This window comes from Pseudomonas sp. NPDC090233 (genome assembly GCF_044772285.1).
Taxonomy (GTDB): domain Bacteria; phylum Pseudomonadota; class Gammaproteobacteria; order Pseudomonadales; family Pseudomonadaceae; genus Aquipseudomonas.
Window position 1 is genome coordinate 184,219 of record NZ_JBIVYQ010000003.1, and the last position, 12,385, is coordinate 196,603.

The following is a 12,385-nucleotide window of genomic DNA, read 5'->3' on the forward strand; positions in this document are numbered from 1 at the left end:
GGAAGGGTCAGAGTAGTCCCAGTTGTTCGACCTCAGGGGCGCGCGGCAATTCCGGCAAAGCGGCCAGGCCTGGAAGGCGCGCCATCAGACGCTGATGAAAGCGCTGGGCCAGGGCGGCGGCCAGGCGGTTATCCGAGGTGTGCAAGAAGATGTAGGGGCTACGGCCTTCCTCGATCCAGCTGGCGACTTTTTCAACCCAGGGGGCAACAAAGGGTTCGTTGGCTTCAAGCACCGGATGGCCGATAAACCGCACCTGCGGATGCTGGCTGAAGGCGGCGGGGCGTGGCGGCACCTTGGGTTTCTTGGCTTGAGCGTCGAGCACGGCGGCATCACGCGAGGTGCAACTGAACAGCGCACGCGGGTCCAGGCAAATGCGCTCCACGCCGCGTTCACGCAGCAGCCGGTTGAGCTGGCGCTCTGCCTCCCCCTTGGCGAAGAAGGCCTGGTTACGCACTTCTACGGCCACCGGCACGCCAATCTCATCCAGAAACTGGCCCAGCTCCGCCAGGCGTGACGGGCCGAACTGCGCTGGTAGCTGCAGCCAGTAGGGCGAAACGCGCTGGCCCAGGGGCGCCAGCAACCGCGTGAAGTCGCACGCCGCTTCGAAGCGCTCGCGCAGATCGCCTTCGTGGCTGACGTCACGGGGGAATTTGGCGGTGAAGCGAAAGTGCGCAGGCATCACCTGGGCCCAGCGCGCGACGGTGCTGGGTGCGGGGCGCGCATAGAAGGTGGTGTTGCCCTCGACCGCGTTGAATACCTGGCTGTACAGCCTTAGGTATTCGCGGGTTACGGCGTCAGCGGGGTACAGGTAGTCGCGCCAGGCGTTTTCACTCCACGACGGGCAACCGAGAAAATAAGGCAGGGGTGATGGACTCATCCATCAAATGTACAGGTCGAGCCCCAGTACTTCCATGTCCCAATCGGTGAACCCGGCAGTGCTGAGGTAGCTGGCCAGCGCGGTTGCGGTCCGCCGATCACGAGCACGGGGGAAAACCATGTCCTGCGGACGTGCCGGGAGACCACCAGGACGACGGCGGGGCGCCGCTTCTTGAGCGACCTCGCCCTCTTCGATCAACTCGGCATCATCGATACTCTCATCGCGCACCGCCGCTTTGCGCGGTGTGCGCTTGACCGGGTAGGACTGCGATGAGAAACCGTCAATACGCATGATGAGTACTCAGGACCAATGATGGCAATTTAGCAGCATCAGAGTTCCATCGCTAATGCGCAAGTGATAACCAGACCACAGTTTGCACCAAAGGTTTTATCGACAGCCGCGATAACCGACGAACAGCCGTCAGCGGGCTTTGGGCGTAGCGACATTATCGCGCAAGTAAACCGGTTGCGCCTGTTCGGCGGCGATCGCCTCACCGCGCGCCCAGGCGAAGCTGGCCAAACTGAGAACGTCGAGCGCGTTGGGCAGCGCCGCCGGGTTGCTGGCAGTGGCCTGCACCGCCAAACGCTCGGCGTAGCCCCAGCCGGTACCGGCGCCATACCAGTCGCCGCTGCTGCCGTCGGGCAACGCCACGCGCTCTGGCGGCAGCACGGCTTCCTGGCCTTGCAGACGCATCTCGCCAGCCACCGCCTTGTAGCAACCCCAGTAGACCTCGTCCATGCGCGCATCGATGGCCGCAGCCACCTGCTCGGCGCCATGTTCGCGCAGCGCGCCCTGAGCCAGCGCGGCCAGGTTGGACACCGGCAGCACCGGGCGCTCCAGGGCAAACCCCAGGCCCTGCACCACACCAATGGCGATCCGCACACCGGTGAAGGCACCCGGGCCACGGCCAAAGGCGATCGCATCGAGGGCATTTAGGGCAACGCCCGAATCACCCAGCAGCTGCTTGATCATTGGCAGCAGCTTCTGCGCGTGCAGGCGCGGGATCACCTCGTAATGGCTGGTTACCTTGCCATCATGCAGCAGCGCGACGGAACAGGCTTCGGTGGCGGTATCCAGGGCCAGCAGGGTGGTCATCGAACGGGTATCCAGGTGCGAATGAAAAGAGCGGCAGTATAAACGACAACAGCCCGCAAGCGGGCTGTTGTGACAAAGGGTGGCGGATCAGCTCAGGGCTGCCAGCACCTTCGCGGTGATCGACTCGACCGAGCCTACACCTTCGATGTGGCTGTACTTCGGCTTGCCAGCGTTGGCGGCCGACAGTTTCTGGTAGAAGTCCACCAGCGGCTTGGTCTGGCTGTGGTAGACCGACAGGCGATGACGCACGGTTTCTTCCTTGTCGTCTTCGCGCTGGATCAGGTCTTCGCCGGTGACGTCGTCCTTGCCTTCCACTTTCGGCGGGTTGTACTGAATGTGGTAGGTGCGGCCCGAGGCCAGGTGCACGCGGCGGCCCGCCATGCGGCCAACGATCTCTTCGTCGTCGACGGCGATCTCGACCACGGCATCGATATCGACACCGGCGGCGACCATGGCTTCAGCTTGCGGGATGGTGCGTGGGAAACCGTCGAACAGGCAGCCGTTGGCGCAGTCTGGTTGGGCGATGCGTTCCTTGACCAGGCTGATGATCAGCTCGTCGGACACCAGCTGGCCGGCATCCATGACTTTCTTGAGCTCCAGGCCCAGCGGGGTGCCGGCTTTGACGGCGGCACGCAGCATGTCACCGGTGGAGATCTGTGGAATACCGAACTTCTCGGTGATGAACTTTGCCTGAGTACCTTTACCGGCCCCGGGAGCTCCCAGCAGAATTACGCGCATCTCGTGCTCCTCAAATTTTTTTATGAAATTCAATGGATTCGGCAACCTGGGCCAAGTCCGGAATATCGGGTATGACCATAAATCGGTCAGAAGGCTGCTCAAGATACACAGCGCCCGTCAGCCAGACAAGCGCCCCAAAGTTACAGGAATGTGCCATTGGTAACCTCGGCCGCAGGTGGTTGCGCCCGGCGCAACCACCCTCCCTGCCCTGCCCTGGCCAGCTCGCTGCCCTTGGGCGCGGGCAGCATGCCCAGGTTTCAGCCGGTGTTGCGCAGGCCTGCGGCTATGCCCGCCACGGTCACCAGCAAGGCCTGCTCCAACGGGCTGTCCAGAGCGGCTTCGCGGCTGCGCGAACGCGCCAGCAGCTCGGCCTGAAGCCGGTGCAACGGGTCCAGGTAGGTGTTGCGCAAACTGATGAATTCCAGGGTCTCCGGGCTGTGCGCCAGTAGCACCGGCTGCCCGGTCAGGCCCAGTACCACTTGGCATGACTGCGACAATAGGTCGCGCAGGTGCGCACCTAAAGGAAGCAGGTGCGGTTGCACCAGACGTTCGTCGTAGGCCTCGGCAATTTGCGCGTCGGCCTTGGCCAGGACCATCTCCAGCATGTCGATGCGCGTGCGGAAGAACGGCCACTGCTCGCGCATCTGCGCCAGCAGTTCGCCCTGGCCGCGCGCCAGGGCATTACTAAGGGCGGTTTCCCATCCCAGCCAGGCTGGCAGCATCAGGCGCGTCTGGGTCCAGCCGAAGATCCACGGGATCGCCCGCAGGCTTTCAATCCCCCCCGCGCGACGCTTGGCCGGGCGGCTGCCCAGCGGCAGTCGACCCAGTTCCTGCTCGGGCGTGGACTGCCGGAAATACTCGACGAAATCGGGATTTTCCCGCACCACGTTGCGGTAGGCCTCGACGCCATCGGCGGCCAGCTGGTCCATCAACGCACGCCAGGCCGGCTCCGGTGGTGGCGGTGGCAACAAGGTGGCTTCCAGCACCGCTGCAAGATAAAGGTTGAGATTTTGCTCGGCGATGCCCGGCAATCCGAACTTGAAGCGAATCATCTCGCCCTGCTCGGTGGTCCGAAAACGCCCCGCCACCGAACCCGGGGGCTGCGACAGAATCGCCGCATGGGCGGGGCCACCACCACGGCCGACGGTGCCGCCGCGCCCATGGAACAGCAGCAGCTCGACCTGGTGTTCACGGCAGATGCGCACCAGGTTTTCCTGCGCGCGGTACTGGGCCCAGGCGGCCGCCGTGGTGCCGGCGTCCTTGGCCGAGTCGGAATAACCGATCATCACTTCCTGCGGCCCGCGCAAGCCGGCGCGATAGCCCGGCAGGCTCAGCAGCCGCTCCATCACAGGCCCTGCGTTGTCCAGGTCGGCCAGCGTCTCGAACAATGGCACCACCCGCATGGGCCGGGTCAGGCCGGCCTCTTTGAGCAGCAATTGCACCGCCAGCACATCAGACGCCGCACCGGCCATGGAGATGACGTAGGAACCCAGCGATGCCCCTGGCGCTGCGGCAATCTCACGGCAGGTGGCAAGCACTTCGGCGGTATCGGCCTGGGGCTTGAAGTGCCCCGGCAGCAATGGCCTGCGGTTTTTCAGTTCGGCCTGGAGGAAGTCGATGCGTTTGTCTTCGTCCCACTCGGCATAGCTGCCCAGGCCCAGGTAGTCGGTGATCTCCGCCAGCGCGTCGCGGTGCCGGGCGGCATCCTGGCGCACGTCCAGGCGTCCGAGGAACAGGCCAAAGGTCACCGCACGGCGCAAGGTGTCGAGCAGTGGGCCATCGGCGATCACCCCCATGCCGCATTCATGCAGGGACTGATAGCACAGCTCCAACGGGGCGATCAGGTCACGGTTGTCCACCAGCACCTCGGCGCTGGCCGGCTGGGTGCTGGCCAGCGATGCCTGGGCCCAGGTGCGCGTCGCCCGCAGGCGGTCACGCAACTGCTTGAGCACGGCACGGTAGGGCTCGGCGCTATCGCCCACACGCTCGCGCACGGCGCTGCTGGCCTGCTGCATGGACAGCTCGGCGGCCAAGGCATCGATATCACGCAGGAACAGGTCGGCGGCCATCCAGCGCGCCAGCAACAGCACTTCACGGGTCACCGCAGCCGTGACATTGGGGTTGCCGTCACGGTCACCGCCCATCCACGAAGCGAAGCGAATCGGCGCGGCTTCCAGTGGCAGGTGCAGGCCAGTGGCCTCGAACAGCGCCTTGTCGACCTTGCGCAAGTGGCTGGGGACGGCATGCCAGAGGGAGTGTTCGATCACTGCGAAGCCCCACTTGGCCTCGTCTACGGGCGTGGGCCGAGTGCGGCGGATTTCTTCGGTGTGCCAGGCCTCGGCAATCAGCCGGCGCAAGCGCTCGCGCACGGCCTGGCGTTCTGCAGGCGTCAGGTCGCGATGGTCCTGGGCGGCCAGCTGGCCGGCAATCGCATCGTACTTCTGGATCAGCGTGCGGCGTGCCACTTCGGTCGGGTGCGCCGTGAGCACCAGCTGGATATCGAGCCTGGCCAGTTGCCGGGCCAATGCATCATCCTTGTGCCCGGCCTGCTTCAGACGCGCCAGTAACTCGGGCAGCACCCGGGCCTCGAAAGGTTCCGGCTGCTCGGCATCACGACGGCGGATCAGCTGGTACTGCTCTGCCATGTTGGCCAGGTTGAGGAATTGGTTGAAAGCCCGCGCCACCGGTAGCAAGTCGTCCTCGGCGAGGTCCGCCAGGGTCGAACTCAACTGCTCGCCGGCACTGCGACGGTCGGCCTTGGCGCTGTGGCGGATGTCCTCGATCTTTTGCAGGAACGCCTCGCCGTGCTGCTGGCGAATGGTATCGCCGAGCAACTCCCCCAACACATGGACATCTTCACGCAAGCGCACATCGATATCGGTCATTGGCCCTCTCTTCGGCGCGGCTCGCCCGCGCTCTGCTCAGGAAACAGCACTGGCCCAAGAGTGCCCACAGCCGGGACGCGATGGCAAGCCGCGAAGGTCAAAGCAAACTAAAGTTAGATCACTGCAGTCCGATGCAATGCAGCCTTTCGAGGCGTTGACAGAGGTCATCATGAAAATCCGCGAACTCGCCCAGCACTGGGAACAGAACGCCGCCGGCACCCTGAGCCCGACCGGCCACACCTTGCACCTGGACCTGGAGTCCGAGGCGCGCCTGGCGGCGCTTATCGACATGTACCCCAAGCGCACCGCCGAGGAACTGCTCGGTGAACTGGTCGCAGCGGCGCTCGAAGAGCTGGAGGCCAGCTTCCCTTACGTGCAGGGTAACAAGGTCATTTCCACCGATGAGGAAGGCGACCCACTGTACGAAGACATTGGCTCTACACCGCGCTTTCTGAGCCTGTCGCGGCGCCACCTGCAGACCCTGAGCCACGCCGGCGACGACACCGGCAACTGACAATCCTTTCCTCCGGTTTCGGGCTGATCATCAGCCCGGAATACCGCGTCAAATCCCGGAAGTTCAACGAAAAATCGCTGACCAATCAGTCAGAAATTCTTGTCACTTTTTTCTGAACTATTGAAAAAACGCCAGAGTCCGAGCCAATAGCCATCACGCTAAAACCCTGCACACCTGCCGTGGTGCACCGTTGAGCTGTAACGCGAGGCGATGCCAGGGATTGAGCGATGGACTGCTACGGACATCGTCGTTATCAGGAGTGATCCAATGGAACTGACCACCATGAAGACCCGCACGTCAAAACTCACATCCACTCACCTGCGCGGGTTCAAGCTGGCCGCGCTGGCCCTGGGCAGTAGCCTGGTCCTGGCCGGCTGTGCGGGCAACCCGCCCACCGAGCAGTACGCCGTCACCCAGTCCGCCGTGAACTCCGCCGTCAGCGCTGGCGGCACCGAGTTCGCCGCCGTCGAAATGAAAGCGGCGCAGGACAAGTTCAAGCAGGCCGAAATCGCCATGCACGACAAAAAGTACGACGACGCCAAGCGCCTGGCCCAACAGGCCGAATGGGACGCTCGCCTCGCCGAACGCAAGGCCCAGGCGGCCAAGGCCCAGAAGGCCGTGCAGGATGCCCGTCAGGGCGTTCAGGACGTACGTGAGGAAGGCCTGCGCAGCGCTCAGTGAGCACTGCCCCGCCCGCCTTAGCCTTCGCACTCGATCAAAGGATGAACACTATGCGCAATTACGTCATGATTCCCGCCCTGCTGGCCCTGAGCGTCGGTCTCGCTGCTTGCTCGCACGACCCGAATGCCAACCTGGAGTCGGCCCGCACCAACTTCTCCGCGCTGCAGAGCGACCCGCAGGCAAGCAAGGTCGCGGCCCTTGAAACAAAGGACGCCCAGGACTGGCTGAACAAGGCCGACAAGGCCTACATGGAGCGTGAAGACAGCAAGCAGGTCGACCAACTGGCCTACCTGACCAACCAGCGCGTCGAAGTGGCCAAGCAGACCATCGCCCTGCGCACCGCTGAAGCCGAGCTGAAAAACGCGGCTGCCAACCGCGCTCAAGCCAAGCTCGACGCCCGCGACGCGCAGATCGCCAAGCTGCAGGACAGCCTCAACGCCAAGCAGACCGACCGCGGTACGCTGGTGACCTTCGGCGACGTGCTGTTCGACTTCAACAAGGCCGAGCTCAAGAGCAGCGCCCTGCCCAACGTCACCAAGCTGGCGCAATTCCTTCAGGAAAACCCTGAGCGCAAGGTGATCGTCGAGGGTTACACCGACAGCGTCGGCTCGGCCAACTACAACCAGACCCTGTCCGAGCGCCGCGCCGGTGCCGTGCGCATGGCGCTGGTCCGCGCAGGCGTGGACCCTGCGCGCATCGTCGCCCAGGGCTACGGCAAGGAGTACCCGGTGGCTGAAAACTCCAGCAACTCGGGGCGTGCGCAGAACCGCCGGGTGGAGGTGACCATCTCCAACGACAACCAGCCGGTGGCGCCGCGTTCGGTGAGCCAGGTTAGTCAGTAAGGCTGGCAGGCTGAAACCAGAACCCCGCCAAAACTGGCGGGGTTTTTCATTTTATCGAGAAACTTAAAAGCACCTTTAAAAGCACTCTTAAAAGATCTAGACTCCTGTGATTGATCATTGCTCTCACAGGTTGATACAACTATGACCTACCCCGTTCTGGCTGATCTGGCAGCATCCATCACTGACCTCAAAAGAGACCCCATGGGCACCATTCGCGAAGCTGCTGGTGAAACCGTGGTCATCCTTAACCGCAACGAGCCGGCGTTTTATGCTGTACCGCCTGAGCGCTACGAAGCGATGATGGAATTGATCGACGACATGCAGTTGGCTGAGCTGGTACGCCAGCGACGTGGCGAGCCCACAGTGAGTGTAGATATCGATGAGCTCATCGCCGACGCCGAAGGCCATAAAAAAACACAGCCTTGAATTCAATATTCGGGCACAGAAGGAATACAGAAAACTGGATAGCCAGTTGCAGATCCAGTTTGCGAGGAAACTCAAGGAGCGATTGGCGCAGCCCCGAGTCGAGAAAGACAAGCTGTCCGGCATGCCCGACTGCTACAAGATCAAGCTGAAGTCTTCGGGATATCGCCTGGTCTATCAGGTCATCGATGAGCGTGTGGTGGTTATCGTTATCGCAGTAGGCAAGCGAGAGCACAGCGATGTGTACGATGCTGCGCAGTCTCGCTTGATGTGATGTTTTTGCCTGCTTATTGCACCTGCTGAGGCGTCTCCTCGCCCATACACCGCACCGCACGCTTGCGATTGTCCACCAGCACCCCGGTCAGCCCTTTCTGCTGGGTATCGAACAACACCAGCACGCCATCCAGGCACTGCGCCACCTGCGGTGCTGGGTCCAGCGAAACCTTGTAATCTTCACCTGGAATGGTCTTGAGCATGGTGAAGTCCTGCAACAGCAGCGCATCCTCCGGCTTGGCGAAATGCAGGTAGCCGTAATACCAGAGAGCCCCCACCGTCACGATGATGCTGCCGACACCGGTCAGGATCAGCGGGATGGCGTTGCGTTCTTCACTCATTGCTTGTTCTTCTCGTCAGGGTAATTGGGAATTTCGGCCAGCCGGCGCAGGCCGTTGAAACGGTTGGGGTCATCGAGGAAACGCAGCATCACCTGGCGCCACACCGGGTCGGCGAAGGTCTGCACATGGCCGCCTCGGGTCAGCTGCAGCACCCGCGGAGGCGGTGCGTGCTGGTACAGGCGGATGCCGTTGTTCATCGGCACCAGGTTGTCGTCGATACTGTGGAAGAACAGCTTCGGCGGGCTGCTCAGGCGCTCGACCGAACGAATCGCGCTGTCGCCGTCGGGTACCAGCCAGGACAGCGGTACCTGCAACGGCCAGGTCATCCATGAAGTGCTCAAGGCGAACCGCCCAACATCGCGGTAGCTGGCTGGCACGCCATCGAAGACCAGGGCACTGAAGCGCTGGCGCTGCTCGGGATGGTCCGCCAGATAGTGGATGGCCATCGCCCCGCCGAGGCTCTGCCCCAGCAACACCAAGGGTTTGCCCTTGACCTCAGGGGCCTGGTCAAGCCAGTCCATGGCCGCCGCGATATCCTGGTAGACCTCTGGTAAACCGGGCTTGCCCTCGGACAAGCCATAGCCCCGGTAGTCGATCATCAGCACCTGATAGCCCTGCTCCGGCAACCAGTAGCTGCCACCCAGGTGCCCGGCCAGGTTGCCGCCGTTGCCATGCAAGTGCAGCACCGTGCCCTTGACCGCCACGCCGGCCTTGGCCGGCAGCCACCAGCCATGCAGGCGGACGCCGTCTGTGGTGGTGAAGGTGACATCGCGGTATTGCAGTTTGGCCCGCTCCGGGGTGAACGGTTGGCCCGGCTCCGGGTAGAACAGCAGGTTGCTGCAACCGCCCAGCCCCAACAACATCAAGCCCAGTGCCAGCCAGCGGCAGCGCTCAGAGAATGTTCGCGTAATCGGCTTCAATGCGATCGAGGCTCAGGTGGTTGAGGAAGTTGGAGAAGCACATCCAGGCCGACAACGCGTTAAGGTCGCGGAACTGCTCCGGCAGGTACTTGGGTGGCTCAACCAGCCCTTCTTCTACCAACTGTCGCAACGTGCGCATGTCTTCGAGGGTGGTCTTGCCGCAGAACAGCAGCGGAATCTGTTCGAGCTTGCCCTTCTTCACGGCCAACTGAATGTAGTTGTAAACCATGATGAAACCCTTGAGGTAGGACAAGTCCTTGGTAAAGGGCAGGCCATTGGGCACCGAGCCACGGAACACCCGGCTGGCATTGCTGTAGCTCTGCGCCATTTCGAAGCCCTGGGCGCGGAAGAACTCGAACACCTGCAGGAAATCGGCACCCTCTTCGACCATGTGGATGGCGCGGGTACGGTTGGTGAGCTTGCGCAGGCGGCTTGGGTAGGAGGCGAAGGCAATCACTTCCATGAGGATCGCCAGCCCTTCCTGGGTCACCGTCGAAGAGGGCGGGCCTTTGGCCAGGAAGGTGCAGATCGGCTGGTTGAGGCCGTTGAGCGTGGTGCCGACGTGCACCAGCCCCTCATGCACCTCCAGCGCGCGCACGTCGCGGCTGTTGAACATGGCGTCGGCGCGCACCTTGATGTAGTCGGCGCCCGCTGCCGCATCGGCGACGATACCGTCGGACTCGAACACGCGAATGGTTTCCTCGGCCTCGCCGAACACCTTGTTCAGGCGGCGCTGGAGGATGTCCACGGCCTCCTTGGCGGTGAGGTTCTTCGGCTCGTCCTTGAGGTCGCCACGGCCATCGATGTTGTTGAGGTAGTCCGACAGCATCAGGCCGAGGTCGGCCAGGGTCGGGTCACCGGCGTGGAAGGCATCGGACGCTGCGCCATACAGTTCCTGGGAAATCAGCCCGAAGTCTTCGGTGCCGCGCGCTTCGAGCATGCGCACCACCATGCGGTATTCCTTGCACATGCGCCGCATGATCTGCCCGACCGGGTTGAACTGGCCCAGTTGACGGGTGATGTCGCGCTCGATGCTCTGGAACTCGGCCTTGACCGCGCTGGAGTCGAACGACAAGGGGCGCGATTGGTAATACGCACGGTCGACTGCGGGTGGCTCCTTGCCCTTGGCCTTGAGAAAGCCCTGGCGGATGCTGTCGTCCCACTTCACCGCGTCGAGCACGCGGATCGGGGTCTGCGCCGCGACGATGCGGTCGGAGAGTGTGCGTATGGTCTGCTGGTACTCGTCCACCGGGGACTCCTTTCTAGAACATGATGCCTGTGCCGGCCCCTTCGCGGCTGAAGCCGCTCCTACAGGTTTTGCACCGTACCTGTAGGAGCGGCTTCAGCCGCGAAGAAGCCAACACGGTCATTTGCCGGAACGCTGGAAGCGCGCCACCTCGACGAACAGATCAGAGTTGGCCGGATCATCCAGGTAGGCCAGCACCCGCGCCGACGGGCTGTCGATCAGCACGCCCTCACCGTTGTCCTCCGGCACTTCAGTGCTGCGCCCGCTCAATTCCTTCTTATCGACGGCCTGCTGCACCTGCTCGACGTCGAGGTTGTAGAGCACCAGCTCCTTGCCATCGACGATATCGAAACCGCCAATCAGGAAATTGCCGCCCAGCTTTTTCGGCACACCGGCCGAAAGGTACCAACGGTTGCCATGGCGAGACACGGTAAACACGTACTCTTCAGGCTTCTTGCCCTTGGCCGTGGCCACGGCCTTGTAGGCATCGGCGCCACTGCGGCTGATCGCAAGCTTCAGTGGCTCGCCCCAGGCATCCTTGCTGCTCCACTTGCCGAGCAGGGCCTTGGGCGCCGCCTGGTTGCTCGGCAGCGGCTCATGGAAGGTCACCAGACAACCGCCCAGCAGCAGGAATGACAACGTCAACAACACCACACGCCAGGCTTTCATCAAGCTCTCCTTGAAAATTCGTTCACAGCTCAGGCCGATGCCAGCACCAAATGCAGGTAACGGCTAAGCATAGCGAGCATCTGCCCATCGGCTTGCGCATCGGCATCCTTGAGCAGGCCCTGATATTCCATCTGCTCGATAATCGCCGTCAACATCTGGGCGTCCTGTTCCGGTTGCTGCGAGCCGACCACCTGCAACAACTGCCGCGTGCCGTGCAGCAGAATCTGCTCGTGGGCACGTACCAGCTCGGCCAGTCGCGGGCATAGCAACGCTTCCTGGCGGAAAGCCTGCTCGGCCATCAGGAAGTCGCGGCGATTCAATAACTGCCGGGAAACATAGTCGGCGGTCATGCGCGCCACTTCGTCGGCCAGGCGCTCCCGCGATTGCACACTGCCATCACCCTGGGCGAGCAGCTGGCGCAGCACCACCTCGGTGTTGGCCCACAGCTTGGCCATATAGGCGGCACTGCGCTCGACATACTGGGCGAAGGTATCGGTGAGCAGGTCCTCGATATCCTTGAAGTAGTAGGTGGTGGCCGAAAGAGGCACTCCGGCCTCGGCAGCCACTGCGCGGTGGCGCACGCCGCGTACGCCATCGCGCACGACGATGCGCATGGCGGCGTCGAGGATCAGCTGGCGGCGTTGTTCGCTGCCTTGGCGGGCGGTCTTGCGACCCTGGTATTGCACGCTTTCGGCGACGGCGGTGGCGATGCCGGCGGCGCCCTGGTGAGGCATGGCGGGGGTCACGGGGATTACCTCATGAAAAGTGCTTCGTCAGTGCCGACCTCTTCGCGGCTGTAGGAGCGGCTTTAGCCGCGAAGAGGCCGGCACTGACAACATAATGCTCCAGGCAAGAAAAAGCCGCCCCGAAAGGCGGCTTGT

At 62.9% G+C, this 12,385-nt stretch carries 15 protein-coding genes; 5 read left to right on the top strand and 10 right to left on the bottom strand.

From position 1 onward, the window contains the following. Window positions 1-7: 7 nt before the first annotated feature. The 5 genes from ACIQUF_RS08970 to ppc form a co-directional block, all read right to left on the bottom strand. Window positions 8-877 (bottom strand): DUF72 domain-containing protein, encoded by an 870-nt coding sequence (locus tag ACIQUF_RS08970; protein WP_403130691.1) that lies wholly within the window; start codon window positions 875-877, stop codon window positions 8-10. A 3-nt stretch (window positions 878-880) separates the two neighbouring features. Then, on the bottom strand, window positions 881-1,168 hold the full coding sequence (locus ACIQUF_RS08975; protein ID WP_403130693.1) for a hypothetical protein: 288 nt from the start codon (window positions 1,166-1,168) through the stop codon (window positions 881-883). Between the two features lie 129 nt (window positions 1,169-1,297). After that, the gene (gene tsaB, locus ACIQUF_RS08980) at window positions 1,298-1,972 is read right to left on the bottom strand and encodes a tRNA (adenosine(37)-N6)-threonylcarbamoyltransferase complex dimerization subunit type 1 TsaB (protein ID WP_403130696.1); all 675 of its coding nucleotides are present in this window, start codon (window positions 1,970-1,972) and stop codon (window positions 1,298-1,300) included. 87 nt (window positions 1,973-2,059) lie between these two features. Continuing rightward, complete coding sequence (adk, locus tag ACIQUF_RS08985) at window positions 2,060-2,710, bottom strand: adenylate kinase (RefSeq protein WP_403130698.1); 651 nt, start codon at window positions 2,708-2,710, stop codon at window positions 2,060-2,062. 257 nt (window positions 2,711-2,967) lie between these two features. Next, a complete protein-coding gene (ppc, locus tag ACIQUF_RS08990) occupies window positions 2,968-5,595 on the bottom strand; it encodes a phosphoenolpyruvate carboxylase (protein ID WP_403130701.1) in 2,628 nt (875 codons plus the stop codon). Window positions 5,596-5,764: 169 nt separating this feature from the next. Here ppc and ACIQUF_RS08995 point away from each other — a divergent pair, with 169 nt between their 5' ends. The 5 genes from ACIQUF_RS08995 (at window position 5,765) to ACIQUF_RS09015 (ending at window position 8,329) form a co-directional block, all read left to right on the top strand. Further along, window positions 5,765-6,109, top strand: a complete 345-nt coding sequence (locus ACIQUF_RS08995; RefSeq protein WP_403130703.1) for a pilin assembly protein — start codon at window positions 5,765-5,767, stop codon at window positions 6,107-6,109. A gap of 267 nt (window positions 6,110-6,376) precedes the next feature. Beyond that, the gene (locus tag ACIQUF_RS09000) at window positions 6,377-6,790 is read left to right on the top strand and encodes a DUF4398 domain-containing protein (protein WP_400802979.1); all 414 of its coding nucleotides are present in this window, start codon (window positions 6,377-6,379) and stop codon (window positions 6,788-6,790) included. 50 nt (window positions 6,791-6,840) lie between these two features. Next, window positions 6,841-7,632, top strand: a complete 792-nt coding sequence (locus ACIQUF_RS09005; protein ID WP_403130707.1) for an OmpA family protein — start codon at window positions 6,841-6,843, stop codon at window positions 7,630-7,632. Window positions 7,633-7,773: 141 nt separating this feature from the next. Further along, on the top strand, window positions 7,774-8,058 hold the full coding sequence (locus ACIQUF_RS09010) for a type II toxin-antitoxin system Phd/YefM family antitoxin (protein ID WP_403130709.1): 285 nt from the start codon (window positions 7,774-7,776) through the stop codon (window positions 8,056-8,058). Then, on the top strand, window positions 8,012-8,329 hold the full coding sequence (locus ACIQUF_RS09015; protein WP_403130712.1) for a type II toxin-antitoxin system RelE/ParE family toxin: 318 nt from the start codon (window positions 8,012-8,014) through the stop codon (window positions 8,327-8,329). Before ACIQUF_RS09010 ends, ACIQUF_RS09015 begins: the two co-directional genes overlap by 47 nt. A 13-nt stretch (window positions 8,330-8,342) precedes the next feature. Here ACIQUF_RS09015 and ACIQUF_RS09020 read toward each other — a convergent pair whose 3' ends face one another. The 5 genes from ACIQUF_RS09020 to ACIQUF_RS09040 all read right to left on the bottom strand — a co-directional run bounded on the left by ACIQUF_RS09020 (window position 8,343) and on the right by ACIQUF_RS09040 (window position 12,238). Next, window positions 8,343-8,669 carry a hypothetical protein gene (locus ACIQUF_RS09020; protein ID WP_125857655.1) on the bottom strand — a complete coding sequence of 109 codons (327 nt, stop codon included), beginning with the start codon at window positions 8,667-8,669 and terminating at the stop codon, window positions 8,343-8,345. After that, window positions 8,666-9,589 carry an alpha/beta hydrolase gene (locus tag ACIQUF_RS09025; RefSeq protein ID WP_403130715.1) on the bottom strand — a complete coding sequence of 308 codons (924 nt, stop codon included), beginning with the start codon at window positions 9,587-9,589 and terminating at the stop codon, window positions 8,666-8,668. The genes ACIQUF_RS09020 and ACIQUF_RS09025 overlap by 4 nt, the downstream gene beginning before the upstream one ends. Continuing rightward, on the bottom strand, window positions 9,561-10,838 hold the full coding sequence (locus tag ACIQUF_RS09030) for a flavohemoglobin expression-modulating QEGLA motif protein (RefSeq protein ID WP_400802968.1): 1,278 nt from the start codon (window positions 10,836-10,838) through the stop codon (window positions 9,561-9,563). The genes ACIQUF_RS09025 and ACIQUF_RS09030 overlap by 29 nt, the downstream gene beginning before the upstream one ends. A gap of 117 nt (window positions 10,839-10,955) precedes the next feature. Beyond that, a complete protein-coding gene (locus tag ACIQUF_RS09035) occupies window positions 10,956-11,504 on the bottom strand; it encodes a hypothetical protein (protein ID WP_403130718.1) in 549 nt (182 codons plus the stop codon). A 29-nt stretch (window positions 11,505-11,533) separates the two neighbouring features. After that, a complete protein-coding gene (locus tag ACIQUF_RS09040; RefSeq protein ID WP_403131388.1) occupies window positions 11,534-12,238 on the bottom strand; it encodes a TetR/AcrR family transcriptional regulator in 705 nt (234 codons plus the stop codon). Between the last annotated feature and the right edge of the window lie 147 nt (window positions 12,239-12,385).

What these genes read in the sequence shown, in the direction of transcription:
- adk (WP_403130698.1), bottom strand. Translation starts at nt 2,710, where the DNA reads ATGCGCGTAATTCTGCTGGGAGCTCCCGGGGCCGGTAAAGGTACTCAG.
- ACIQUF_RS09010 (WP_403130709.1), top strand. Translation starts at nt 7,774, where the DNA reads ATGACCTACCCCGTTCTGGCTGATCTGGCAGCATCCATCACTGACCTC.
- ACIQUF_RS09015 (WP_403130712.1), top strand. Translation starts at nt 8,012, where the DNA reads ATGAGCTCATCGCCGACGCCGAAGGCCATAAAAAAACACAGCCTTGAA.
- ACIQUF_RS08970 (WP_403130691.1), bottom strand. Translation starts at nt 877, where the DNA reads ATGAGTCCATCACCCCTGCCTTATTTTCTCGGTTGCCCGTCGTGGAGT.
- ACIQUF_RS08995 (WP_403130703.1), top strand. Translation starts at nt 5,765, where the DNA reads ATGAAAATCCGCGAACTCGCCCAGCACTGGGAACAGAACGCCGCCGGC.
- ACIQUF_RS09005 (WP_403130707.1), top strand. Translation starts at nt 6,841, where the DNA reads ATGCGCAATTACGTCATGATTCCCGCCCTGCTGGCCCTGAGCGTCGGT.
- ppc (WP_403130701.1), bottom strand. Translation starts at nt 5,595, where the DNA reads ATGACCGATATCGATGTGCGCTTGCGTGAAGATGTCCATGTGTTGGGG.
- ACIQUF_RS09035 (WP_403130718.1), bottom strand. Translation starts at nt 11,504, where the DNA reads ATGAAAGCCTGGCGTGTGGTGTTGTTGACGTTGTCATTCCTGCTGCTG.
- ACIQUF_RS09020 (WP_125857655.1), bottom strand. Translation starts at nt 8,669, where the DNA reads ATGAGTGAAGAACGCAACGCCATCCCGCTGATCCTGACCGGTGTCGGC.
- tsaB (WP_403130696.1), bottom strand. Translation starts at nt 1,972, where the DNA reads ATGACCACCCTGCTGGCCCTGGATACCGCCACCGAAGCCTGTTCCGTC.
- ACIQUF_RS08975 (WP_403130693.1), bottom strand. Translation starts at nt 1,168, where the DNA reads ATGCGTATTGACGGTTTCTCATCGCAGTCCTACCCGGTCAAGCGCACA.
- ACIQUF_RS09000 (WP_400802979.1), top strand. Translation starts at nt 6,377, where the DNA reads ATGGAACTGACCACCATGAAGACCCGCACGTCAAAACTCACATCCACT.
- ACIQUF_RS09040 (WP_403131388.1), bottom strand. Translation starts at nt 12,238, where the DNA reads ATGCCTCACCAGGGCGCCGCCGGCATCGCCACCGCCGTCGCCGAAAGC.